This is a genomic window from Aureimonas sp. OT7 (assembly GCF_014844055.1).
Lineage (GTDB): Bacteria > Pseudomonadota > Alphaproteobacteria > Rhizobiales > Rhizobiaceae > Aureimonas > Aureimonas altamirensis_A.
In genome coordinates, this window is record NZ_CP062167.1 from 2,310,880 (window position 1) to 2,335,773 (window position 24,894).

20 protein-coding genes and 1 tRNA gene are annotated in these 24,894 nt (G+C 64.6%); 10 read left to right on the top strand and 11 right to left on the bottom strand.

Annotated features, from left to right (window positions below):
• Positions 1-27: 27 nt before the first annotated feature.
• From IGS74_RS11095 to parE, 3 genes are all read right to left on the bottom strand, one after another.
• Positions 28-1,539, bottom strand: coding sequence for a DEAD/DEAH box helicase (locus tag IGS74_RS11095; protein ID WP_192386180.1), 1,512 nt, complete (start codon positions 1,537-1,539; stop codon positions 28-30).
• Positions 1,540-1,737: 198 nt separating this feature from the next.
• A complete protein-coding gene (locus IGS74_RS11100; protein WP_192386181.1) occupies positions 1,738-2,250 on the bottom strand; it encodes a hypothetical protein in 513 nt (170 codons plus the stop codon).
• A 2-nt stretch (positions 2,251-2,252) separates the two neighbouring features.
• Positions 2,253-4,241, bottom strand: a complete 1,989-nt coding sequence (gene parE, locus IGS74_RS11105) for a DNA topoisomerase IV subunit B (RefSeq protein ID WP_246723142.1) — start codon at positions 4,239-4,241, stop codon at positions 2,253-2,255.
• Between the two features lie 280 nt (positions 4,242-4,521).
• Here parE and IGS74_RS11110 point away from each other — a divergent pair, with 280 nt between their 5' ends.
• Entirely contained in the window at positions 4,522-5,418 is an 897-nt protein-coding gene (locus tag IGS74_RS11110; RefSeq protein WP_192386183.1) for a hypothetical protein, read from the top strand.
• Positions 5,419-5,729: 311 nt separating this feature from the next.
• On the opposite strand, the gene glnA is transcribed toward IGS74_RS11110, so the two are convergent.
• Positions 5,730-7,139 (bottom strand): type I glutamate--ammonia ligase, encoded by a 1,410-nt coding sequence (gene glnA, locus IGS74_RS11115; RefSeq protein ID WP_039196268.1) that lies wholly within the window; start codon positions 7,137-7,139, stop codon positions 5,730-5,732.
• Between the two features lie 49 nt (positions 7,140-7,188).
• A complete protein-coding gene (locus tag IGS74_RS11120) occupies positions 7,189-7,527 on the bottom strand; it encodes a P-II family nitrogen regulator (RefSeq protein WP_039196266.1) in 339 nt (112 codons plus the stop codon).
• Positions 7,528-7,662: 135 nt separating this feature from the next.
• Between IGS74_RS11120 and IGS74_RS11125 the strand changes: the two genes are divergently transcribed.
• Positions 7,663-9,201: an NAD(P)H-hydrate dehydratase gene (locus IGS74_RS11125; protein ID WP_281413003.1), complete on the top strand. Its 1,539-nt coding sequence runs from the start codon at positions 7,663-7,665 to the stop codon at positions 9,199-9,201.
• Here IGS74_RS11125 and uvrA read toward each other — a convergent pair.
• Positions 9,157-12,033, bottom strand: coding sequence for an excinuclease ABC subunit UvrA (gene uvrA / locus IGS74_RS11130; protein WP_039196264.1), 2,877 nt, complete (start codon positions 12,031-12,033; stop codon positions 9,157-9,159). The two genes, IGS74_RS11125 and uvrA, sit on opposite strands and share 45 nt — an antisense overlap.
• Positions 12,034-12,283: 250 nt before the next feature.
• Between uvrA and ssb the strand changes: the two genes are divergently transcribed.
• Positions 12,284-12,814, top strand: a complete 531-nt coding sequence (gene ssb / locus IGS74_RS11135; RefSeq protein WP_192386184.1) for a single-stranded DNA-binding protein — start codon at positions 12,284-12,286, stop codon at positions 12,812-12,814.
• A gap of 100 nt (positions 12,815-12,914) precedes the next feature.
• Here the strand turns inward: ssb and IGS74_RS11140 are convergent, their stop codons facing one another.
• Positions 12,915-13,541 carry a MarC family protein gene (locus tag IGS74_RS11140; protein WP_039196260.1) on the bottom strand — a complete coding sequence of 209 codons (627 nt, stop codon included), beginning with the start codon at positions 13,539-13,541 and terminating at the stop codon, positions 12,915-12,917.
• A 333-nt stretch (positions 13,542-13,874) separates the two neighbouring features.
• Between IGS74_RS11140 and gyrA the strand changes: the two genes are divergently transcribed.
• From gyrA to ribA, 7 genes are all read left to right on the top strand, one after another.
• Positions 13,875-16,643 (top strand): DNA gyrase subunit A, encoded by a 2,769-nt coding sequence (gene gyrA / locus IGS74_RS11145; protein ID WP_192386185.1) that lies wholly within the window; start codon positions 13,875-13,877, stop codon positions 16,641-16,643.
• A gap of 395 nt (positions 16,644-17,038) precedes the next feature.
• Positions 17,039-17,548, top strand: a complete 510-nt coding sequence (coaD, locus tag IGS74_RS11150) for a pantetheine-phosphate adenylyltransferase (protein WP_192386186.1) — start codon at positions 17,039-17,041, stop codon at positions 17,546-17,548.
• Positions 17,545-18,099: a peptidylprolyl isomerase gene (locus IGS74_RS11155; protein ID WP_039196256.1), complete on the top strand. Its 555-nt coding sequence runs from the start codon at positions 17,545-17,547 to the stop codon at positions 18,097-18,099. Before coaD ends, IGS74_RS11155 begins: the two co-directional genes overlap by 4 nt.
• Positions 18,100-18,182: 83 nt before the next feature.
• Entirely contained in the window at positions 18,183-18,653 is a 471-nt protein-coding gene (locus IGS74_RS11160) for a peptidylprolyl isomerase (RefSeq protein WP_192386187.1), read from the top strand.
• Positions 18,654-18,670: 17 nt separating this feature from the next.
• Positions 18,671-19,720, top strand: coding sequence for a tRNA preQ1(34) S-adenosylmethionine ribosyltransferase-isomerase QueA (queA, locus tag IGS74_RS11165; RefSeq protein WP_192386188.1), 1,050 nt, complete (start codon positions 18,671-18,673; stop codon positions 19,718-19,720).
• Positions 19,717-20,853, top strand: coding sequence for a tRNA guanosine(34) transglycosylase Tgt (tgt, locus tag IGS74_RS11170; protein ID WP_192386189.1), 1,137 nt, complete (start codon positions 19,717-19,719; stop codon positions 20,851-20,853). Before queA ends, tgt begins: the two co-directional genes overlap by 4 nt.
• 99 nt (positions 20,854-20,952) lie before the next feature.
• Positions 20,953-22,101 (top strand): GTP cyclohydrolase II RibA, encoded by a 1,149-nt coding sequence (gene ribA / locus IGS74_RS11175; protein WP_246722529.1) that lies wholly within the window; start codon positions 20,953-20,955, stop codon positions 22,099-22,101.
• Positions 22,102-22,107: 6 nt separating this feature from the next.
• Here the strand turns inward: ribA and IGS74_RS11180 are convergent, their stop codons facing one another.
• The 4 genes from IGS74_RS11180 to IGS74_RS11195 form a co-directional block, all read right to left on the bottom strand.
• A complete protein-coding gene (locus tag IGS74_RS11180) occupies positions 22,108-23,082 on the bottom strand; it encodes an alpha/beta hydrolase family protein (RefSeq protein ID WP_192386190.1) in 975 nt (324 codons plus the stop codon).
• A gap of 59 nt (positions 23,083-23,141) precedes the next feature.
• Positions 23,142-23,336, bottom strand: coding sequence for a hypothetical protein (locus IGS74_RS11185; protein ID WP_039196244.1), 195 nt, complete (start codon positions 23,334-23,336; stop codon positions 23,142-23,144).
• 82 nt (positions 23,337-23,418) lie between these two features.
• Complete coding sequence (locus IGS74_RS11190) at positions 23,419-24,351, bottom strand: dihydrodipicolinate synthase family protein (RefSeq protein WP_192386191.1); 933 nt, start codon at positions 24,349-24,351, stop codon at positions 23,419-23,421.
• Positions 24,352-24,641: 290 nt separating this feature from the next.
• Positions 24,642-24,718 (bottom strand) — tRNA-Pro (locus tag IGS74_RS11195).
• Positions 24,719-24,894 lie beyond the last annotated feature (176 nt).

Genomic DNA, 24,894 nt, shown 5'->3' on the forward strand with positions numbered 1-24,894 from the left:
TTGTCCGTTTCGACTGTTCGGTCGATGTCAGCCTGCGGTGCGAATCAGCATGAAGGCGGGGATATCCTCGCCGAAGCCGACCGGGGACGGTTCGTTGCCATGGTCGTTGCCGCCGCGGTTGCGGCCGTTGCGGGACGGTTCCGGTACGCGGCGGGACGCCTCCTGCGCGCGGGGAGCAGCCTTGGCGGGCTCCGGCTTCCGACGCGCGGTTTCGGCGGGCTTGTCGGCCCGTTCGGCCTTTACTGGCTCGTCAACGGTATCGGACGAGGCTTCAAGCGCCTCGACCGGCTCCTCGATCGGGATGTCGCGCTTCGCACCTCTGCCACGGCCGCGCTCCGAAGAGCCGCCGGCCTTGCGCGCGCTCCGCTTGCCGCGCTTGTCTCCGCTGTCCGCACTTTCGGTCACGGTCGAAAGGTCACCGTCGAGCCAGTCTATATCCTTGGAGATCATCTTCTCGATGGCGGCCAGATACTTGCTGTCCTCACGCGTGACGAGCGTGAACGATTTGCCGGATCGGCCGGCCCTGCCAGTGCGGCCGATGCGGTGGACGTAATCCTCCGCATGGGTCGGCACGTCGAAATTGAAGACGTGGCTGACCATGGGAATATCCAGGCCGCGCGCCGCGACGTCGGATGCCACCAGCAGCGTCAGCTTGTTGTCGCGGAAGGCCTGCAGCGTCATGGTTCGTGCGCGCTGGTCCATGTCGCCATGCAGGGCGCCCACCGAGAAGCCGTGCTTCTCCAGCGAACGGAACAGGGTGGAGACATCGCGTTTGCGGTTACAGAAGATGATCGCGTTGGTGAGGGTCTCGCCCTCGTCGCGGATCAGGCCACGCAGCCGGTCGCGCTTGTCGTAGTCCGAGGAAGCCGTGGCAACGAGCTTCTGCTCGACCGTCATGGCTGTGGAGGCGGGCTTTGCCACCTCGACACGTACGGGGTTCTGGAGAAACTGGTCGGCGAGGCGGGTGATCTCGGGCGGCATCGTCGCCGAGAAGAACAGCGTCTGCCGCGTGAAGGGAATAACCTTGCAGATACGCTCGATATCCGGGATGAAGCCCATGTCGAGCATCCGGTCTGCCTCGTCGATGACGAGGATTTCCACGCCGGTCATCAGGAGTTTGCCGCGCTCGAAATGATCGAGAAGGCGGCCGGGCGTCGCGATCAGCACGTCGACGCCGCGCTCCAGCTTGCGGTTCTGGTCTTCGAAGGAGACGCCGCCGATCAGCAGAGCCACGTTCAGCCGGCTGTTGACGCCGTATTTATCAAAGGATTCCTCGACCTGCGCCGCCAGTTCGCGGGTCGGCTCGATGATGAGCGTCCGCGGCATACGAGCCCGAGCGCGCCCCTTTTCCAGGAGGGTCAGCATGGGCAGCACGAAGGATGCCGTCTTGCCCGTTCCGGTCTGGGCGATACCCAGCACGTCGCGGCGTTGCAGGGCATGCGGGATGGCCTGCGCCTGGATGGGCGTGGGCTCCGAATATCCGGCTTTCTCGACGGCCTCGAGAACCTTGGCGCTAAGTCCCAGCTCTGAAAATGGCATGAAGGGGTTTAATCTCTTGATCTCAATGGTCGAAGACAAGGTTGGGGAAGGCATATGCATTCGCATCGGCCATAGAACTGCAGGCCCGGAATGTCAAGTTGTCGCAACATTAAGGGCGGCGCGATACCGTAAGCTGATTGGAAAACCGACACGAAAGGGCGGCTTTTTCTTGAGGCCGATCTATGGCCGGACCGGGCTTCAATTGGACGCCGGCCCAAACGTGTAGGGCTCGCCCGGGGTGACGAACAGTTCGTATGTTTCGGCGATCTCACCGTCCAGCGGTACGATATCCAGAAACAGAGACAGCGTGGACGGGGCATCCGCGGACGGTTCGTCGGCCCGATAATTGACGATAGCGCCGTTTAGTCCGGCGATTTCCACGATCTCGGTTGTCGACAGCACCGATAACTGTCCTTCGTCCTCCCGGACCTGCTGCACGAAGAACCGGTTGCCATCCGGGTCCCCCGCTGCCTGGAGCAGGACCGTGCGCCACACGCCGTTACTTTCGCCGTCGGCCCAGGGGCCCAGCACCTGCACATCGGTGATGTAGGGCGATAGCTGATCGAGTTCCGGAGCGGCTGCCGCCTGCGGCGACGTCTCCGATGGCATGGTCTGCGGCGGCTCGACGCCTTCGGGCGCGGTATCCTGCGCAAGGGCGGGCATGGCCAGCAGGCAGGCAAGGGAGAGAGCGGGCAAGATGCGTGAGTTCATGGTCAGACGTCCAGATCTTCGGCGAATGCCGCCCGCTCCTGGATGAAGCGGAAGCGGGCTTCGGGCTTGTTTCCCATCAAGGCTTCCACCGCGCCGGCGGTTCCGGATTCGGGAAGGTCGTCCATTTCGACCCGCAGCAGCGTGCGCTTGCGCGGGTCCATGGTGGTTTCCTTCAACTGGCTGGGCAGCATCTCTCCGAGGCCCTTGAACCGGCTGACCTCTACCTTGCCCTTGCCCTTGAACTCGCGCTGCGTCAGCCGCTCGCGGTCGGCATCGTCGCGGGCGTAGATTGTCTTGCCGCCCTGGCTGAGCTTATAGAGCGGCGGTACGGCCAGGAACAGATGCCCGCCACGGATCAGCTCCGGCATTTCCTGGAAAAAGAAGGTGATGAGAAGCGAAGCGATATGTGCGCCGTCCACATCGGCGTCGGTCATGATGATGACGCGCTCGTAGCGCAGGTCGCTCTCGCGGTACTTGCCCCGCGTCCCGCAGCCGAGCGCCAGGATCAGGTCGGCGAGCTGCTGGTTGGCGCCCATCTTTTCGCGGCCGGCGCTGGCGACGTTCAGTATCTTGCCGCGTAGCGGCAGGATGGCCTGGCGTGTCCGGTCGCGCGCCTGCTTGGCCGAACCGCCGGCCGAGTCGCCCTCGACGATGAACAATTCGGCCCCCGCCGCCCCGTTCTGCGAGCAGTCCGCCAGCTTGCCCGGCAGCCGCAGCTTGCGCGTCGCCGTCTTGCGGCTGACTTCTTTTTCGGCGCGCCGGCGAAGCCGCTCGTCGGCGCGTTCGACCACCCAGTCGATCAGGCGCGCGGCATCCTGCGGCGAGCTGGCAAGCCAGATGTCGAAGCTGTCGCGGATGGCGCTCTCGACGATGCGCTGGGCCTCGCCCGTTGCCAGGCGATCCTTGGTCTGGCCGACGAACTCGGGTTCGCGGATGAAGACCGACAGCATGGCCGAGGCCGTCACCATGATGTCCTCGGCGGTGATGACGCTGGCCCGCTTGTTGCCGGACACCTCCGCGAAAGCCTTGATGCCGCGCAGAAGCACACTGCGCAGGCCGGCTTCGTGCGTGCCGCCCTCCGGCGTCGGGATGGTGTTGCAGTAGGACCGGACAGCGCCGTCCGCCGCCGTCCAGCAGACGGCCCATTCCACCGCGCCGTGGCCGGACGCTTTCTGCGTGCGGCCGGAAAAAACCTGCGTCGTGACGCGATGCTCGGAGCCGATGCTCGTCTCGAGATAATCCTTCAAGCCGCCGGGGAAGTGGAATGTAGCCTTGGGCGGTACCTCGGCCTCGCCGAGAAGGGCCGGATCGCAGGACCACCGGATCTCCACCCCACCGAACAGATAGGCCTTGGACCGCGCCATGGCGAACAGGCGTGCCGGATCGAATGTCGCTCCCTCGCCGAAGATCTGGCTGTCCGGGCGGAACCGTACGCGCGTACCGCGACGGTTCTGCACCTCGCCGACCTCCTGGAGCGGGCTTGTTGCGACCCCGCGCGCATAGCTCTGCCGATAGAGCCGACGGTTGCGTGCGATCTCCACTTCCAGGACATCGGACAGAGCATTGACGACCGATACGCCGACGCCGTGCAGGCCGCCGGAGGTTTCATAGACCTTGGAGTCGAACTTGCCGCCGGCATGCAGCGTGGTCATGATGACCTCGAGAGCCGACTTGTCCTTGTATTTGGGATGCGGGTCCACCGGAATGCCGCGCCCGTTATCGGTGACCGACAGGAAACCCTGCGCGTCAAGCGCGACCTCGATGAAGGTGGCATGGCCGGCCACCGCCTCGTCCATCGAATTGTCGATGACTTCGGCGAACAGGTGGTGGAGCGCCTTGGAATCCGTACCGCCCACATACATTCCCGGGCGCCGGCGGACGGGCTCCAGCCCCTCCAGCACCTCGATATCGGCCGCGGTATAGTCGTTGTCGGACGGGGCCTGCGGAGCACGCTGCGGCGCGCGCGGCTGTTGCGCAGGGGCGTCGGCCATCGGGACGACGCGCGCGGCTGAACCGGAAAACAGATCGTCGCTCATATCCGTGCCCCACTTTCGCGCCGCAATGCCAAACTTTTCGCACCCGCCTCCATCCGCATGCCTCTGGGTATACTTTCACGAAATGTTCTACAAGCGCAACGCCGTGGTTTCAGGCAGCAAAAGCTTGGAAACATGCGCTTCTCCACGGTTTTCGTCGACTGTCCCACAGGCTCGACAAGCGGGGACGCAACCGCCACTCTGGGGCCGGAAGCCAGATGATTCCCCGGGAGAAGCCGTGCCACGACGTTGTTCCTCGTTCCTGCTGGCGCTGGCCCTGGCGGTCCTGACCATGCCGGCGGGCAGCCTGCCGGCGGCAGGCCAGAGCATTTCGCCCTACAAGGATGGCCTCTTCGGCTACCGGGACGGCACGGCCAGCCTGGCGGGCGGGCGGGTCCTCGACGTTCCCTATGCGGCGGAAATCGACATCGACAGGCGCGACGAGGTTCCGGAACGTCGGGTGCGGCGCGACTATGTGGACCTGTCGCCGACGCGCCGGCAGACGGATGAAATCTGGCATACGCAGGCCGGCCCCGTCGAAGTGTCGCTGGCCGGCGTCAGGCGCGATCCCGCATTCGTCGTGCTCTTCATCCATGGCAAGGGCGGCGACCGCCGCCTCGGCATGAACGACTGGACGTTCGGCGGGAACTTCAACCGGCTGAAGAATATCGCCCAGCGCTCCGGCGGGCTGTACATGACCATGAGCGCGGGCCTGTTCGCCGAGGCGGACCAGAAGCGGGCGTCGGGCCTCGTTGCGGAGATCGCATCGCGCCATCCGTCCGCGCGCATCGTCGTGGCCTGCGGCTCCATGGGTGGGCGGCTGTGCTGGTCGATCGCGGAGGGGCGGCAGGCAAGCCTGCTCTCGGGCCTCGTCCTTCTCGGGGGGCAGAGTTCGACGGGCGATGTACGGGCCGCCATGAAGGCACGGGGCGGACGGCCGCTGCCGACGCTGATCGCCCATGGCTCGGCCGACAAGGTCTATGATTTCGGGTTGCAGCGCCATGTCACGGATGAGGTTGCAGCCGCGTTCCCAGGCTACCCGATCCGCTTCGTCGGGTTCGAGACGGGCAGCCACGGCACGCCGATCCGCATGGTCGACTGGCGCGATACGCTGAACTGGATTTTCCAGCAGTAGAAGCCACAGTTGCCTTAGCAAACAGTTGCGCTATACTTTTGGGTGGCGAAGGAGGCTGCTCGTTCGTGTAGCCAATGCCAGACATCCGCGCGGACACGCGCCCCGCTTCGCTGTTCAGCGAGCCGGCATGCAAGACCGGCCCTACGGGAGGTGTGTGATGTCTTCGATCATCGACTTTTTTGCCGATGCCAGCCTGCAGTTCTATGCCGGCCTGGGCCTTGCGGTGCTGCTGAGTGTGTTCGGCGGAGAATGACAAAGCCCCGGCCACGCATGCGCGACCGGGGCTTTTGATGTTCAGATGGGCCTGACGATCAGACCGAGTAGTACATGTCGAACTCGACCGGGTGCGGCGTCATTTCGAAGCGCAGCACTTCGGCCATCTTGAGCTCGATGAAGGCATCGATCTGGTCGTCGTCGAACACGCCGCCGGCCTTCAGGTAGTCCCGGTCGCTGTCGAGGGCTTCCAGCGCCTCACGCAGCGAGCGGCAGACGGTCGGGATTTCCTTCAGCTCTTCCGGCGGCAGGTCGTACAGATCCTTGTCCATGGCCGAGCCCGGATGGATCTTGTTCTTGATGCCGTCGAGGCCTGCCATCAGCATGGCCGAGAAGGCGAGATACGGGTTGGCCGTCGGGTCGGGGAAACGAACTTCCACGCGCTTGGCCTTCGGCGACTGGCCGAACGGGATACGGCAGGAAGCCGACCGGTTGCGCGCCGAATAGGCCAGCAGAACCGGTGCCTCGTAGCCCGGCACCAGACGCTTGAACGAGTTGGTGGACGGGTTGGTGAATGCGTTCAGCGACTTGGCATGCTTGATGATGCCGCCGATGTAGAACAGCGCCGTTTCGGACAGGCCGGCATACTCGTTACCGGCGAAGGTCGGCTTGCCGCCCTTCCAGATCGACTGGTGGACGTGCATGCCCGAGCCGTTGTCGCCGAAGATCGGCTTCGGCATGAACGTGGCCGTCTTGCCGTAGGCGTTGGCGACCTGATGGATCACATACTTGTAGATCTGCATCTTGTCGGCGTTGCGGACGAGCGTGTCGAACTTGATGCCGAGCTCGTGCTGGGCTGCCGCCACTTCGTGGTGATGCTTCTCGACCGAGACGCCCATTTCGGCCATCACGGTGAGCATCTCGGAGCGCATGTCCTGGCAGGAATCGACCGGGGGCACGGGGAAGTAGCCGCCCTTGACGCGCGGGCGGTGGCCGAGATTGCCCGTCTCGTACTCGGTGTCGTCGTTGGAGGGCAGCTCGGTCGAGTCCAGCTTGAAGCCGGTGTTGTACGGGTCGGCCTTGTAGCGGACGTCGTCGAAGATGAAGAATTCGGCTTCCGGGCCGAAGAAGGCCGTATCGCCGATACCGGACTGCTGCAGGTAGGCCTCGGCCTTCTTGGCCGTGCTGCGCGGATCGCGGTTGTAGGACTCGCCCGAGATCGGGTCCAGGATGTCGCAGTAGATCGACATGGTCGACTGCGCGAAGAAGGGGTCCATGTGGGCCGTTTCGGGATCCGGCATCAGGACCATGTCGGATTCGTTGATGGCCTTCCAGCCGCCGATCGACGAGCCGTCGAACATCGTGCCTTCGGAGAAGAGATCTTCGTCCACGATTGCGATGTCGAGCGTGACGTGCTGCAGCTTGCCCTTCGGGTCGGTGAAGCGCAGGTCGACGAATTTGACGTCGTTATCCTTGATCTGCTTCAAAACATCATTGGCCGAAGTCATTTTAGTCCTTCCTGTTTGGAATGTTCGAATGTTGGACGGGCTCGGGAGCTCAGATCGCGTCGACGCCGACTTCGCCGGTACGGATGCGAACGGCTTCCTCGATGTTGGAAACGAAAATCTTGCCATCGCCGATACGCCCGGTCTGCGCGGCCTTGCGGATCGCCTCCACCGCGGCCGCTACGGACTCGTCGGCGAGTACGACCTCGATCTTCACCTTGGGTAGAAAGTCGACGACGTATTCCGCGCCCCGGTAAAGCTCCGTGTGGCCCTTCTGGCGGCCGAAACCCTTGGCTTCCGTTACGGTAATGCCCTGAAGGCCGACATCTTGAAGCGCTTCCTTTACCTCATCGAGCTTGAAAGGCTTGATGATCGCTTCAATCTTCTTCATCGGGTCGTCTCCAATGCGCACGCGGGCTCAAGGTTGTCTATCCTGTCGCCCTCCCGAACGCTACCGTACGGAAGGCCAGTTCTGCCCGTTGTTTCACCAATTTGTTGCAAAAAGAATAGGCAAGGTGCGCAAAAAATGAACCGGCATGACGCGGATGTTGGCGATATTTGTTTGCTTACGCCGAAAGAATTGGCGCAAGCAGATGAAATGGCTGCCAAATTAGGCGGTTGCAGCTATTCATTGATGCAGGCGGCGGCGACCGCAGTCGCCAACGTGGCCGAAGCTATGGCGCCAACGGGCCCGATCGCGGTGCTGGCCGGCACTGGCAACAATGGCGGCGATGGCGTGTTGGCGGCGCATTATCTGCGCGCACGCGGGCGGTCCGTACGGCTGTTCATGCTGGGCAAACCGAAAGGCGGCGACGCCGCGCGCGCGATGTCGAAATGGGCATCGCAGGGCGAATCGCCGGAAGCCTTCCTGCCTGCCGAGTTCACCCTCATTGTCGATGGCCTCTTCGGTGCAGGGCTTCAACGCCCGCTGGATGGGGCGGCGGCTGAGCTTGTGCGGCGCCTGGGTGAGGCGCAGGCGCGGGTTCTGTCCATCGACCTTCCCAGCGGCGTATCGGGCGAAACCGGGCAGGTGCTCGGCCGTGCACCGCAGGCCGAGGCGACGGTGACCTTCTTTCGCCGCAAGCCCGGTCATCTGCTGCAGCCCGGTGCCGCCCTCTGCGGCAGGGTGACCGTCGCCGATATCGGCATTCCCGCCGGCCTGCTGCAAAGCATCCAGCCGCGCACCTTCGCCAACCAGCCGGAGCTGTGGCGACATCGGCTGCTGAAGCCGAACGAGGCGGACCATAAATATGCCCGCGGGCACGCCGTGGTCTTTTCAGGAGGCCCAAGCCATACAGGTGCGGCGCGGCTGGCCGCGATGGCGGCCCTGCGTGGCGGCGCTGGGCTGGTGACGATGTTTTCGGCCGGCGGGGCGATGGCCGTCAACGCCGCGCACCTGACGGCCGTCATGCTGCGGCGATGCGACGATGCCGCCCAACTGGCCGATCATCTGTCGGATGCGCGCCTGAACGCCTTCGTACTGGGGCCGGGCTTCGGCAGCGCGGACAAAGCGCGCGCCTATGCCGCCACGATCCTGGAGGCGGGCCGCGCACTGGTGCTGGATGCCGACGGCCTGACGGCCTTTCGCGACCACGCGGCCGACCTGTTCCTGCTGGGCGCCACCAACACGGCCCGGCTCGTGATGACGCCGCATATGGGCGAGTTCGCACGGCTGTTTCCCGACATCGCGTCGCAATCGGAACGCGGCAAGCCATTCATGTCCCGCATGGCCGCCGCGCGGTCCGGCGCGGTGGTGGTGCTGAAGGGCAGCGATACCGTGATCGCGGCACCGGACGGGCGCGCCGCGATCAACGCGACGGGCACGCCGGCTTTGGCCACCGCCGGTACCGGCGATGTGCTGGCCGGCCTTGTCGGTGCGCAACTGGCAAACGGCGTTCCGCCCTTCGAGGCGGCCTGCATCGCCGTGTGGCTGCATGGCGTCGCCGCGCGCCTGCACGGGCCGGGCCTGATCGCCGAGGATCTGCCGGGGCTCGTGCCCGAGGCGCTCGGCAGGCTGCATTCACTCTGCGGCTTCAGCCTTCCCGGCTGGCCGCCGCAGGAGTAGTTCCTTCAGGAAACGGCCGGTCCATGAGCGGGGCTCGGCAACGATATCCTCGGGCGTCCCGGTGGCGACGACTTCGCCACCGCCGTCGCCGCCCTCGGGGCCGATGTCGATCACGTAGTCCGCGGTCTTTATGACCTCCAGATTATGCTCGATCACGGCAACGGTGTTGCCCTGGTCGACAAGGGAGTGCAGCACCTCCAGGAGCTTGGCCACATCGTGGAAGTGCAACCCTGTCGTCGGCTCGTCCAGGATGTAGAGCGTGCGGCCCGTCGCCCGGCGCGACAGCTCTTTCGCCAGCTTGACGCGCTGCGCCTCGCCGCCCGAAAGCGTCGTCGCCTGCTGGCCGACCTTGATGTAGCCGAGCCCCACCTCCTTCAACGTGGCGAGCTTGTCGCGCACGGCCGGAACGGCAGCGAAGAATTCGACAGCCTCTTCCACCGTCATGTCGAGCACGTCGGCGATCGACTTTTCCTTGAAGGTTACGTCCAGAGTTTCCCGGTTGTAGCGCTTGCCGTGACAGACATCGCACGTCACGTAGACGTCCGGCAGGAAGTGCATCTCGATCTTGATGACGCCATCGCCCTGGCAGGCTTCGCAGCGTCCGCCCTTGACGTTGAATGAGAAGCGGCCTGGCTGATATCCGCGCGCCTTGGCCTCGGGCAGGCCTGCAAACCAGTCGCGGATGGGCGTGAAAGCCCCGGTATAGGTAGCCGGGTTGGATCGCGGCGTGCGGCCGATGGGCGACTGGTCGATATCGATGACCTTGTCCAGAAGCTCCAGCCCCTCGACCCGGTCATGCTCCGCCGGCACGTCCCGCGCATTGGAGATGCGGCGCGCCGCCGCCTTGAACAGGGTTTCGATGAGGAAGGTGGATTTGCCGCCGCCCGAGACGCCCGTGACGCAGGTGAAGAGACCCATCGGCACTTCCGCCGAAATGTTCTTCAGGTTGTTGCCGCGCGCCCCGACGACCTTGATCGCCTTGCCCTTCTGTTTCTTGCGGCGCTTGTCGGGCACCGGAACGCCGAGGGCGCCTGAAAGATACTGCCCGGTCAGCGACTTCGGATTGGCCATGACCTCGGCGGGCGTGCCGGCGGCGATCACCTGGCCGCCATGCACCCCGGCGGCGGGGCCGATATCCACCACGTAATCCGCCGTCAGAACGGCATCCTCGTCGTGTTCGACGACGATCACCGTATTGCCGATATCGCGAAGGTGTTTCAGCGTGTCCAGAAGACGCGCATTGTCACGCTGATGCAGGCCGATCGACGGCTCGTCCAGCACGTAGAGGACGCCCGTCAGGCCCGATCCGATCTGCGACGCCAGGCGGATGCGCTGGCTTTCGCCGCCCGACAGCGTACCGGAGGCGCGCGACAGGGTCAGGTAATCGAGCCCGACATCGACCAGGAATTTCAGCCGTTCGCGGATTTCCTTGAGGATGCGGACGGCAATCTCGTTCTGCTTTGCGGTCAGCCTGTCCGGCAGCACCTCGAACCAGTCGGCCGCGCCGCGGATGGAAAGCTCTGTCACCTCACCGATATGGCGCTCGGCGATCTTGACGGCGAGCGCTTCCGGCTTGAGGCGGTAGCCGTTGCAGGCCGGGCAGGGCGTGGCCGACATGTAGCGCTCGATCTCCTCGCGGGACCAGGCCGAGTCGGTTTCCTTCCAACGCCTTTCCAGATTGGGGACGATCCCCTCGAAAGTCTTGGTGGCGTTGTAGGATCGCAGGCCGTCGCTGTAGCGGAACTGGATCTTGTGGCTGCCCGTGCCGTGCAGGATGGCGTCCTGCGCCTTCTGCGGCAGAGCCGACCACTTGTCGGTCAGCTTGAACTCGTATTCCCGCGACAGCGCTTCCAGGGTCTGCAGGTAATAGGGCGAGGTGGACTTGGCCCATGGCGCGATCGCGCCGGCTTTCAGCGTGCGGTTTTCGTCGGGCACGATGAGCTTGGGGTCGATGGCGCGCTGCGAGCCGAGCCCGTCGCAAACGGGGCAGGCGCCGAACGGGTTGTTGAACGAGAACAGGCGCGGCTCGATCTCGGGAATGGTAAACCCGGAGACCGGACAGGCGAACTTTTCCGAGAAGACAAGCTGGCGCGGTTTGCCCTGCTCGTCCTTTTCGTCGGCGAACTCGGCGACGGCCAGCCCTTCGGCCAGCTTGAGCGCGGTTTCCAGAGAGTCGGCCAGCCGTGCCTGGATGTCGTCGCGCACGACGATGCGGTCGACCACCACGTCGATGTCGTGCTTGTACTTCTTGTCGAGCGCGGGGGCGTCGGCGATGTCATAGAACTCGCCATCGATGCGAACGCGCTGGAAGCCCTTTTTCTGGAGTTCGGCAAGCTCCTTGCGGTATTCGCCCTTGCGGCCGCGCACCATCGGCGCCAACAGGTAGAAGCGTGTCCCTTCGGCTTGCGCCATCACGCGGTCGACCATCTGGCTGACGGTCTGGCTTTCGATGGGCAGGCCGGTGACGGGCGAATACGGCACCCCGACCCGCGCGAACAGCAGGCGCAGATAATCGTAGATCTCGGTAACGGTGCCGACCGTGGAGCGCGGATTGCGCGAGGTGGTCTTCTGCTCGATGGAGATCGCCGGCGACAGGCCGTCGATCTGGTCGACATCCGGCTTCTGCATCATCTCCAGAAACTGCCGGGCATAGGCCGACAGGCTTTCCACGTAGCGGCGCTGCCCTTCGGCGTAGATGGTGTCGAAGGCAAGGGACGATTTGCCCGAGCCGGAAAGCCCCGTCATCACCACCAGCTTGTCGCGGGGGATGTCGAGATCGACATTCTTGAGATTATGTTCGCGGGCACCGCGAATGGAGATGACGTTTTTCATCTGGCCGGCCGATAATGGGGAAAACGGGTCCTGTGCCTCCCATATCGGGCATGGGACGGCGGGTTGAAAGACGTATCGGGCAAAAAGACTTGACGCCCCATTGTCTATGTTCTTTCTTTGTTCGCGTCAATCGCGCATCAAACGGGTGTGGATCGTGGCTGATTTCGTGGGGCCGGCCGCTTGGAACGGACGATGCGATGGTCTAGCTTCCGCCCCGTTCGAATTCATTTTCATAGACTGAGGTATCCCGATGGCAGGCAGCGTCAACAAGGTCATTCTGGTCGGCAATCTGGGCGCCGATCCGGAGGTGCGCCGCCTGAATTCCGGCGATGCCGTCGTCAACCTGCGCATCGCCACGTCCGAAACATGGCGCGACCGCCAGTCCGGCGAGCGGCGCGAGCGCACCGAATGGCACAACGTGGTCATCTTCAACGAAAACCTCGTCAAGGTTGCCGAGCAGTATCTCAAGAAGGGCGCGAAGGTCTATCTGGAGGGGCAGTTGCAGACCCGTTCCTGGGAAGATCAGCAGGGCCAGAAGCGCTACACGACGGAAGTCGTCCTGCAGCGTTTCCGCGGCGAACTGCAGATGCTCGACGGGCGTGGCGAGGGCGGCGCTTCCTTTGAAGGCGGCGGCGGCTCCGAACGCGGCGGCGGCGGTGGCGGTGGCCGTGGCGGTTACGACGATCGTGGCGGAAACGGCGGCGGCGGCCGTGGCGGCTATGACGAGCGCGGCGGCGGTGGCGGCCGCGGCGGCGACATGGACGACGAAATCCCGTTCTGATAGCCCGCAAGCATCGGCACGTCTGATAGCGCGCAGGCATCGGTACGATCGGACGCCCGGCCCCCAAGGCCGGGCTTTCTTTTAATACGGTTCGCCGAGGTCAGAGCGCAAAGAGCTGGCGCACGCCATCGGCCACGAACTGCACCGCCAGCGCCGCCAGCAGGACGCCCAGAAGGCGCGTCACCACTGCGCGTCCGGTAACGCCCATCAGCCGGTCGACCCTGTCGGCCACGGCCAGGAACAGGAATGTCGCGACGCAGACCAGCGCGATCACCAGCACCAGCAGGCTCTGCCCGACGAAGCCCGGAAGATTGCCGGACAACAGGATGACGGCCGAAATCGCCCCCGGTCCTGCCATAAGCGGGATAGCCAGCGGAAACGCCGCTACATTGGCCGCTTCCTCGGGGTGGGGCACGGCCTCCCCGGCGCTTTTCTCCTTGCGATGCTGCCGCTTCTCGAACACCAGCTCGAAGGCGATGGTGAACAGGAAGAGCCCGCCCGCGACTCGGAAGGCGCCCAGCGAAACGCCGATCGCCTCGATGATGACGAGCCCGAACAGCGCGAAGACGGCCAGGATCACGAAGGCGATGACGCTGGACTGTAGGGCGATGTGGCGGCGTTCGAGCCGCGTGCGCCCGGGCGTCAGCGTCAAGAACAGCGGGATGAGGCCGAGCGGGTCGATGATGACGATAAGGGTGATGAACCCGGTCAGAAGCATGTCCGCCATCGAAAAGCACCCCTGCGGCGGTTTCGATGAACACCGGTTCAGCGATACCGCTCCGTTGATTTGTCCTGTCGCATTTTCCCCAGCCGAAGCGATTCCGCTTCGGCCGGAAATGCTTTGGTCGAGAATCGCGCCGGCAGCGCGGGTGCGATCCTGCACGGTCAGCGCAGTACGTGCGACAACCATAGGGCGCATTTTTTTCGCGATCTGCTGCAGGCGGCAATAAGTTGTTGAAAAAGCGTTGAAAATACCCGCCGTTGCGGGATCGCGGATTTGCCAATCCGCCGCGCCGCAGGCTATAAGCGCGCAAGATCGAAGTGTAGGCAAGGAAGCGTCTTGGCAGACGATCGTAAGGACACCCCGCCGGCGGAGCGCCCCAGCGGCATCGAGCCCGTATCCATCATAGAGGAGATGCAGCGCTCCTACCTCGATTACGCGATGAGCGTCATCGTCAGCCGCGCTTTGCCCGACGTGCGGGACGGGCTGAAGCCCGTGCACCGCCGCGTGCTCTATGCAATGTCCGAGATGGGGCTCGTACATAACCGACCCTTCCGCAAGTCGGCGGGTGTCGTCGGCGAGGTGATGGGTAAATACCATCCGCACGGCGATGCCTCCATCTACGACGCGCTGGTGCGCATGGCGCAGGATTTCTCCCTGCGTGCACCGCTGATCGACGGACAGGGCAATTTCGGTTCCATCGACGGCGATCCGCCAGCCGCGATGCGATACACCGAGTGCCGGCTGGAGAAGCTGTCGGAAGCCCTGCTCGAGGATATCGACAAGGAGACGGTGAACTTCCAGGAGAATTACGACGGGCGCGAGCTCGAGCCGACGGTTCTCCCGGCCCGGATCCCCAACCTTCTGGTCAATGGCTCGGGCGGCATCGCCGTCGGCATGGCGACCAACGTGCCGCCGCACAATCTGGGCGAGGTCGTGAACGGCTGTATCGCCATGATCGACAACCCGGCCATCACCCTGCCGGAGCTGATGGAGATCATTCCCGGGCCGGACTTCCCGACGGGCGCGATCGTGCTTGGCCGGGCCGGCATCCAGTCGGCCTATGCTACCGGGCGTGGTTCCATCCTGATGCGCGGCAAGGTGCATGTGGAAAGCATGCGCGGCGACCGCGAGGCCATCGTCATCACCGAGGTGCCGTATCAGGTCAACAAGGCGTCGATGATCGAGAAGATGGCGGACCTTGTCCGCGACAAGCGGATCGAGGGCATCTCGGACATTCGCGACGAAAGCGACCGGGAAGGCTATCGCGTCGTCATCGAACTGAAGCGTGACGCCTCCTCCGACGTGGTGCTGAACCAGCTGTATCGCTTCACGCCGCTCCAGACGTCGTTCGGCGCCAATATCGTGGCGCTGAATGGCGGCAAGCCCGAGCAGATGACGCTGATCGACATGCTGTCGGCCTTCATCGCCTTCCGCGAAGAAGTGGTGAACCGCCGCACCAAGTTCCTGCTGCGCAAGGCGCGCGAACGCGCCCACGTGCTGGTTGGACTGGCCATCGCCGTCGCCAACATAGACGCGATCATCAAGCTGATCCGCGAGGCGCCGGACCCGGCCACTGCGCGCGAGCAGTTGATGAGCCGCGACTGGGACGCGCGGGACGTCGAGCCGCTGATCCGCCTGATCGACGATCCGGTCTACAAGATCTCCGACGCCGGTACGTACCGCCTGTCGGAAGCGCAGGCCCGCGCGATCCTCGATCTGCGGCTGCAGCGCCTTACGGCGCTCGGGCGCGACGAGATCGGCGACGAGCTGAACAAGCTGGGCGAAGAGATCCGCGATTATCTCGACATTCTCTCTTCACGCGTGCGCGTGCGGGAGATCGTCAAGGCGGAGCTGGCCGCGGCACGCGACGAGTTCGCCACGCCCCGGCGCACGGAACTCAGCGAAGGCGCCGCCGACCTCGAAGACGAAGACCTGATCCCCCGCGAGGAGATGGTCGTGACCGTCAGCCATGGCGGCTACATCAAGCGTGTTCCGCTGGCCACCTATCGCGCCCAGCGCCGTGGCGGCAAGGGGCGCTCGGGCATGGCGCTGAAGGGCGACGAGGATTCCGTCACGCGCCTGTTCGTCGCCAACACGCATACGCCCGTCCTGTTCTTCTCGTCGCGGGGCATCGTCTACAAGGAGAAGGTGTGGCGCCTGCCGCTGGCGACGCCGCAATCGCGCGGCAAGGCGCTGGTGAACATGCTGCCGCTGGAAAAGGGCGAGCGGATCACCTCGATCCTGCCGCTGCCGAACGACGAAGAGGCCGCCGAGGCACTGAACGTCATGTTCGCCACGACGCGCGGCACCGTGCGCCGCAACAAGCTGTCCGATTTCGTGCAGGTCAACCGCAACGGCAAGATCGCCATGAAGCTGGACGAGGCCGGCGACGAGATCCTGGCGGTGGCCACCTGCTCGGAAGATGACGACGTGCTGCTGACGGCGGCGTCGGGGCAGTGCATCCGATTCCCCGTCACGGACGTGCGCGTCTTTGCGGGCCGCAATTCCGTAGGCGTGCGCGGCATGTCGCTGGCCGAAGGAGACCGCCTGATCTCCATGGCGATCATGCGTCACGTGGATGCGACGCCGGCCGAGCGCGCGACCTATCTTCGCATGCGCCGCGCGGTCGACGGAGAGGCGACCGGCGAGGTCGTAGCCGACGAGGAGGCAACCGAGGAAGTGTCGCTGACGCAGGAGCGTTACGCCTTCCTGAGCGCGGCGGAAGAATTCGTGCTGACGATCAGCGAATTCGGCTTCGGCAAGCGTTCGTCTTCGTACGATTTCCGCACCATCGGGCGGGGTGGCAAGGGCATCAGGGCTACGGACGTGTCGCGCATCGGCGACATCGGGGCCCTGGTGGCCGGTTTCCCGGTCGAGGAAAGCGACCAGCTTCTGCTGATTTCGGATCGCGGCCAGATGATCCGTGTGCCCGTCAACGGCATTCGCATCGCCAGCCGCGCCACCAAGGGCGTAACGATCTTCAACACAGCCGACGGTGAGCGTGTCGTGTCCGTGGAGCGGATTCCCGACCAGGGCGAGGAAGTTCCCGAGCTCGGCGAGGCCGGCGGCGGCGATGAGCCGGGCGAGCCGACAACCGAAGGCTGAGCGTCACCTGAAAAGACAAGGGGCCGTCCATGGGATCGGCCCCTTTGTTCACGGATACCGGCGGGATGCCCGTATCAGTACATTACGCGGTTCTTGCGGACGGAGGCTCTGACGCGCGCCTTATCCGCTTCGTTATGTATGGTAATGGCGGTGGCCGTGAGCAGAGTGACGACCATGGCCATGGACAATGCGAAGATGAGCATTCCTAAGCCTCCGAATTTGCGTGGAAAACGTGGTTAACCCGCCGTTGGTTCCACGCCTTGCGCCGCCTTCCGCGAAACCGCACGCATGTTCCTGTCTGATTGCAGATTGCGCGCCATTTGCTCGCGAAGGGGTTTCGCGGATATGTCCAATTTTAACGAGATGGCCTTGCCTGCGATGAGGGTTACGAAGCTATGAACGAGCCGCGCCGCGCATTGTATTCGGGGTCGTTCGACCCGATAACCAACGGCCATCTGGATATCATTCGCCGCGGCCTGCGCCTGTTCGACGAAGTCGTCGTCGCCATTGGCGTGCATCCGGGCAAGAAGCCGCTCTTCACCTTCGATGAGCGCGTGGCCATGATCGGCGAGGCGCTGGGCGGTCCGATACCGGGATTGAAGGTGATCGCGTTCAAGGGCCTCGTCGTCGACGCCGCGCGCGCCAACGGAGCGAGCGTCCTGCTGCGCGGTCTGCGCAGCGGCAGCGACCTCGACTACGAGATGGAAATGGCCGGCATGAACGGCGCGATGGCCGCCGACATCGACACGCTCTTCCTGCCGGCTTCGCCGCCCGTCAGGCCCATAACCGCCACATTGGTGCGCCAGATCGCAGGGCTGGGCGGTGACGTTTCGGCATTCGTGCCGGCCAATGTCGTGGCCGCCCTGAACGCGAAATTTCCCAAAGTTCCGGAGTCTGCCTCATGAAGCTGCTTGCCCGCCTTGGCCTTATCGCCGGTATCCTTGTATCCGCCTTCACCTTTTCCGCTTCGGCGCAGCAACCGGACCCGGACAACCAGTTGACCGTGACGACCGACAAGGGATCGTTCGTCATCCAGCTCCGTCCCGATCTCGCGCCCCATCATGTGGAGCAGATCAAGAAGCTCGCCGCCGAGGGGTTCTATAACGGCGTCGTCTTCCATCGGGTGATCGACGGCTTCATGGCCCAGACCGGAGACCCGACGGGCACCGGCACGGGCGGTTCGCAGTTGCCGGACCTGCAGGCCGAATTTTCCAACGAGACCTTCGATCGGGGCACGGTGGGCATGGCGCGGGCGCAGGATCCCAACTCGGCCAACTCGCAGTTCTTCATCATGCTCGCGGACGGCGACTTCCTGGACGGCCAGTACACCGTCGTCGGCGACGTCGTCTCGGGCATGGAAGTCGTCGACCAGATCAAGAAGGGCGACGAGGCCCGGAACGGTACCGTCGCAGACCCGGACAAGATGCTCTCGGTGACAGTCGGCGGCGCGTCCTGAACCCGAAGCCGTCTCTCCCGGCGGTTGTGCTTGCCTGCGTGATGGGGCATTCACTGCGCACACTCTGAACGAAAGGAAGGCCGATGACCTTCGAAAAGCCCGAAGACACGCTCATACTGGAAACCAGCAAGGGGCAGGTCGTCATCGAACTGCGGCCCGATCTGGCGCCCAACCACGTTGCGCGCATCAAGGAACTGGCCCGCGAAGGGTTCTATGACGGTGTCGTGTTCCATCGCGTCATCGATGGTTTCATGGCCCAGACGGGCGACCCGACGGGAACGGGTACGGGCGGCTCCGACAAGCCGGACCTGAAGGCCGAGTTCTCTTCCGAGCCGCATGAGCGCGGCACCGTATCGGCCGCCCGCACGGCCAATCCGAATTCGGCGAACTCGCAGTTCTTCATCTGCTTCGACCGCGCACCGTGGCTCGACAAGCAGTATTCGGTGTGGGGCAAGGTGGTCGAAGGCATGGATGTCATCGACAAGATCAAGCGGGGCGAGCCGGTGCGCGATCCCGATTCGATCAAGACCATGCGCGTCGCCGCCGACCTCTAGTTTCGAAGGCGACGGACATGCGGGTCGATCTGTTCGATTTCGACCTTCCGGAAGAGCGGATCGCGCTGCGGCCCGCTCTTCCGCGCGAATCGGCAAAGCTTTTACACGTTCCTTCCCATGGGGACTTCGATGACAGGCGCGTCGGCGACCTGCCGGGCCTGCTGCGCCCCGGCGACTGCCTCGTCTTCAACGATACGCGCGTGATCCCCGCGCGGCTGGCAGGCATCCGGCGACGGGGCGACACCACGGCGCGGGTGGAGGTGACGTTGCATATGCGTCTCGGAGCCGATGAATGGCGCGCTTTCGTCAAGCCCGCCAAGCGTATCGATGCGGGCGAGATGCTGGAATTCGGCGGCGGCGCACTGACGGCCACGATCGCCGACAAGCGCGATGGCGGAGAGGTGACCCTGCGCTTCGACAAAAGCGGCGCGGCCTTGGATGCCGCCATCGCCGAGGTCGGTATCCTGCCACTGCCCCCCTATATCGCGGCCCGCCGCCCCGTGGACGCGCAGGACAGCGCCGATTACCAGACGATCTATGCGCGTGAGGAAGGCGCCGTGGCAGCCCCGACAGCCGGGCTGCATTTCACGCCGGAGTTGATGGCGCGGTTGCGGGAGCAGGGCGTGGAGACGGCCTTCTTGACGCTGCATGTCGGGGCAGGGACGTTCCTGCCCGTGAAGGCCGACGATACCGCCCAGCATCGCATGCATGCCGAGATCGGCGAGATCGATGCTGCCACGGCGGACCGGTTGAACGATGTCCGGAAACAGGGCCGGCGGATCGTGGCGGTGGGCACGACGTCGCTTCGCCTGCTGGAGTCGGCCGCCGACGAAGACGGGACGGTGCACCCCTTCCGCAAGGCGACCGACATCTTCATCACGCCCGGCTATCGCTTCCGGGCCGTGGATGCCCTATGGACGAATTTCCATTTGCCGCGCTCCACCCTGTTCATGCTGGTATCCGCGTTCAGCGGGCTCGAACGGATGCGGGCAGCTTACGAACACGCGATCGCCGGAGGCTACCGCTTCTATTCGTACGGCGACGCCTGCCTTCTGGAACGTGCATGAGCCAAGAGTTCGCATTCACACTCATCAACACCGACGGCAAGGCGCGCCGCGGCGAGATCACCATGCCGCGCGGAACGGTGCGCACGCCCGCCTTCATGCCGGTGGGCACCGCCGGCACCGTAAAGGCCATGTACCTGTCGCAGGTCCGGGAGCTCGGCTCGGACATCATCCTCGGCAATGTCTATCACCTGATGCTGCGGCCCGGCGCAGAGCGCGTAGGCCGGCTGGGCGGGCTTCACGAATTTGCCCGCTGGCCTTGGCCGATCCTGACCGACAGCGGCGGCTTCCAGGTCATGTCGCTGGCCTCGTTGCGCAAGCTGACCGAAAAGGGCGTCACCTTCCGCTCGCATGTCGACGGCTCGGTCCATGAATTGACGCCCGAACGGTCGATCGAGATCCAGGGCCTTCTCGACAGCGATATCCAGATGCAGCTGGATGAATGCGTGCGTCTGCCCGCGGATCGGCGCGAGGTCGAGCGCGCCATGGAGATGTCGCTGCGCTGGGCCGAGCGGTGCGCGGTCGCCTTCGGCAACCAGCCGGGCAAGGCGATGTTCGGAATCGTGCAGGGCGGCGACCAGCCGGACCTACGGATCCGCTCCGCAACCGAGCTGGCCGCAATGAACCTGAAAGGCTATGCGGTCGGCGGCCTCGCCGTCGGCGAGCCGCAGGAGGTCATGCTGGAGACGCTGGACGAGACGCTCCCCTCCCTGCCGGCGGACAAGCCCCGCTATCTGATGGGCGTCGGAACGCCCGACGATATCGTCAAGAGCGTCGCCCGCGGCATCGACATGTTCGACTGCGTCATGCCCACGCGCGCCGGCCGGCACGGTCTGGCCTTCACGCGGCATGGGCGTATCAACCTCCGCAACGCCATCCATGCCGAAGATGCGGCCCCGCTGGACGAGACGTCGGATTGTCCTGCGGCGCGGGATTACTCGCGGGCATACCTGCATCATCTGGTGCGCACCAGCGAGGCGCTGGGCGGCATGCTTTTGACGTGGAACAACCTTGCCTATTACCAGTCGCTCATGGCCGGCATCCGCGCAGCCATAGAAGAGGGGCGCTTCGCAGCCTATGCTGCCGAGGTGACGGAGGGCTGGGCACGTGGCGAAGCCAGGCGCAAGCTTGCCTGACACAGCGTTCGACCGGATCGAACGCCAGGTGTTGGAAACTGGCGCGTGGATAGGCCATATAGGAGCAAAGGCCACAATGCAGTCTGCGAGGCATCCTGCGTGAATATCGACAAGGCTCCCGTTACGGGACGTGATGTCGGCAATCTGGTGTTCGGCTCGCCCGGCACGCTCCGTGCCGAGCGTGGCGCAGCCGAGTTGCGTGCCGGCCGCCCGGTGGTACTGCGCCAGGAAGGATCGCGGATCGCAGTCCTGGCGCTCGATGCCGCCAGCCCATCCATCTACGAGGCATTCCTGGCCGCCACGGACGGGGATGCGTGCCTGTATCTCACGCCGCCCCGGGCAGCGGTGCTTGGCCTCGATGCCCCGCAGGGTGCGCTGATCCCGGCCCGCGCAAGAGATCATGACAGCATCTGCCGGCTCGGTTACATGCGTGGCGCGGATGCCCCGGCCGAGTGGCGCGCGGCGACGCCCCTGGTGCACGAGGCCGCCGCATTGGCGCGGTTGGCGCTGCTGTTGCCGGCCGTTCTCGTGGCCGCGATCGGCGAGGGGCCCTCCCTGTTCGACGCCTGCGCGGAAGTGGAACCGGGAGACATCCAGCAGGGGTTCTCCACCGCTGCGCTCGATTTCCGGGAGGTTGCCCGGACGCCGGTGCCCCTGAAGGATATCGGCGATGTCGTCTTTACCGTCTTTCGGGGCGGGTTCGCGCAGCGCGACCAGCTTGCGCTGATCGTCGGGGAGCCCGATTTCTCCGGCAGTGTCCCTGTGCGGGTCCATTCGTCCTGCATCACGGGCGACCTCTTCGGTTCGCTGAAATGCGATTGCGGCGATCAATTGCGCGGCGGGCTTGCAAAACTGAAGGCGCTGGGCGGCGGCGTTCTTTTGTATCTGGACCAGGAGGGGCGCGGCACCGGCATCGCATCGAAGATGCGGGCCTATGGCTTCCAGCATCAGGGTCTGGATACGGTGGACGCCGACGCGGAGCTGGGCTTCGGCGGCGACGAGCGGCGTTACGAGGCCGCGGTCTCGATCCTCCGGCAACTCGGCATTGGCTCCGTCCGGTTGCTCACCAACAATCCGGCCAAGATCGCCTACCTGCGCGGCAGCGGCATCGTGGTGGACGAGCGCCTGTCGGTGGAGGGCGAAGTGACGCCGCAGAACGAAGGCTACCTGCGCACCAAGGTGAACCGCTCCGGGCATCTGATGAATGTCGACGCCTTGCCGCGCAAGGATAGCGACGCGGCAGGCTGACCACGGTCAGTGCGGGGCGGAGCCGCCCCATTGCCCCTGTATGAAGCGCAATCCGTCCTGTATGGTCTTGCTCCACAGTGGCCATACGTGATCGCCATCGGTAATCCGGAACTCGATGGGGCGATCGTCGGCCTTCATGGTCTCGTACAGTGCGATCGCGCCGCGCCAAAGCTTGTGGCTGTCGTCGTCGCCGACCGTCACGTACAGCGCGGGCAGGGTGTCGCCGGCTTCCAGGCGCTCTTCCAGAAGCGTGAAGACGTTTAGCCTGTTGTAGCGCCGACCGTCGAAGGGTGAACCATAGGCCTTGCCGAAGTAGGGGGGCGCCGGCGGCAGATCCACCCCCTCGGTGACGTCCGTCGGATCGGCGTGGTGGAAGTAGGTGCTGTCGATGATGAGGGCCATCGCCTCCGGCGCGAGGTCAAGCTGATCCTGCGGTATGTTCTGCCACAGGCCTGGCGACAGGGCGACGGAAGCGACGTAAAGCTGCGGGTGGGACAGGGCCAGGCGAAGCGCTCCGAAGCCGCCCATCGACAGGCCGGCTATGGCGCGTCCGCCGCGATCCTTGCGCACCTGGTAGCGCGCTTCCACCGCCTGCCGGAGATCGCGCGTGATGGCCGTCTCGTAATTGCCGGGGCCGCCGACATCGGTCGAATCCACATACCAGCTATCGCCGACACCCGGCATAACCACCATTACGGGGTCAATCTCGCCGGATCCGATCATGCGGTCGAGGGTCGCCTGGATGTCGCCGAGGTCGCGCCAGCTCGTTTCGTCGCCGCCGTGGCCGTGCAGAAGGTACAGCACCGGCCAGCCGCCAGTCGGTGTCGGGCCATCCGGCTGATAGACAATTGCCGGAAGAGTGGCCGACAGGGCCGGGCTGTCGAACCGTTCGGCCGACATCTGGCTTGCCGCCATGGCGCCGCCCGTGACGCCGGATACGATGCTTGCCGCAATGGCCGCTATGCAAAATGCGCGCTTCATGGTCCGCCCGCTGCTTTCGTGAGGGGCAATATGGCGCGGCGTGCCGGGTTGGGCAGCTCTTACGTCCGGCGAATGCTGGGGGCCATGTCCTCGCCATAGGCGGAGACCGCATAGAATGCGGCCTTGACGACGTCCTTGCGGCTGGCGCCGGGATGGGCGGCCTGCACCTGACGGATGATCTTCTTGCGGGATTTGCCGGGCCGCGCAACCCGAACAAGCGTCGCGGCAATATCGAAAAGCGCGTCCTGTGCCACGCATATAACCTTGGGTTGTTTCGTCGGCCCCGCGTAACTGCATTCTGTTACACGCGTATGACATGGGGCGGCCGCCAGGCTGCTAGCGAACTGCCGGGATCGGTGGTTCGCTATCAGGCATGGCCGCCAATGTATCGAGAGCCCTGCCGACCGCCTCGGCAGTTTCGGCATCCACCCGCTGTAGCGGAGCGGGCGGGTTTCCGACGGATAGCGAAAGTCTATCCGCAATCTCATACATGATGCGCAGGCTGCCATGCGCGCGGAACAGTGCCCATAGTGGTGCGAACGCAGCATCGATCATGGACGTTTCGTCGGACTTGCCCGCCTGCGCGCATCGCGTCAGGCGCAGCGCCGGTTGCGGTAGCAGGCCCGCCACCACGCTGTACCAAGCCTGTCCACCTGCCAATAGCGACGATGCCGCGCCCCAATCGCCGCTGTAGCCGATCGTAAAGGTTGCAGGTGTCTCCTGCCGCAACCTTGCGAGTTCGCCGGCATAATCTCCATCCGAGGGCAGTGGCATCTTGATGGCCGCAATGTTTTTCACCATAGCCAGCTTGGCAATGAGGCTCGGCGAAAAGGAGAAGTTCGTCGTGCCGGGATTGTTGTAGATGCAGAGTGGCAGGCCGGTTGCGCCGGCAACGGCCAGATAGTGTTGCGCCACCTCGCTTTTCGTCAGCGGCGTGTATGACATTGGCGCGAGGAGAAGTCCGTCGGCGCCGGCGCGCTCGGCGTCGCCTGCGAGCTCCTCGGACCAGCTTGTCCGCAGCGATCCCGCACCGACGATCAGGGGAACCCGCCCGTCGGCGGCCTCGACCGCCGCCGCGACGGCACGGCAGCGCTCTGCCCGGTCGAGATAGGCGTAGATGCCGGTGCTGCCGAGGAGCCCGATCGAATCCACGCCAGCCTCAGCCAGGCGGTTCACCAGAAGGCCCAGCCTATCGGTATCGACGATGCCATCGGCACTGGCTGGCGTGGGTGGAAAGGCAGAAAGGCCCGTGAACGAAAGTGTGGTCATCCCTGCTTCTCGACTGTCGCGACCGCGCTTGCGGCTCCGGATGGCAGGTTACCGGATTTCGTCACCAGCGCCCATCAAGCAATCTGATCTTCGATAGCGGCCTTGGCTATGACGGAGAACGCGTCGGCAATCTTTCCGGCCCTCAAACGCCGTTGCCCTGGATAGCCTGCGACCCCGTCGATCTTCGCGTCGGGATAGGAAAGCCCTTCGATTGGGCTGAATTCACGTCATATCGGAGGAGAAACGACCGCGCCATTGAGGCCGAGGCCCGGGCTTTACGAGTGCTTGGATGGTCGGAGCGAGAGGATTCGAACCTCCGACCCCCTGAACCCCATTCAGGTGCGCTACCAGGCTGCGCTACGCTCCGACGGGCGAAGCTCTATGAAATCTCACGCCACAGCGCAACCGATTTCTGCCCTTGAAAAGGAAACGCCACGCGACCGCTCCCGAATTGTATCAGTCGGTAACGTAATCGAACCGTACGGTTTGTACAGGTTGTCGCACCGTGCCGCGGACTGTCATGCGGGTGACAAATCTCAAGAC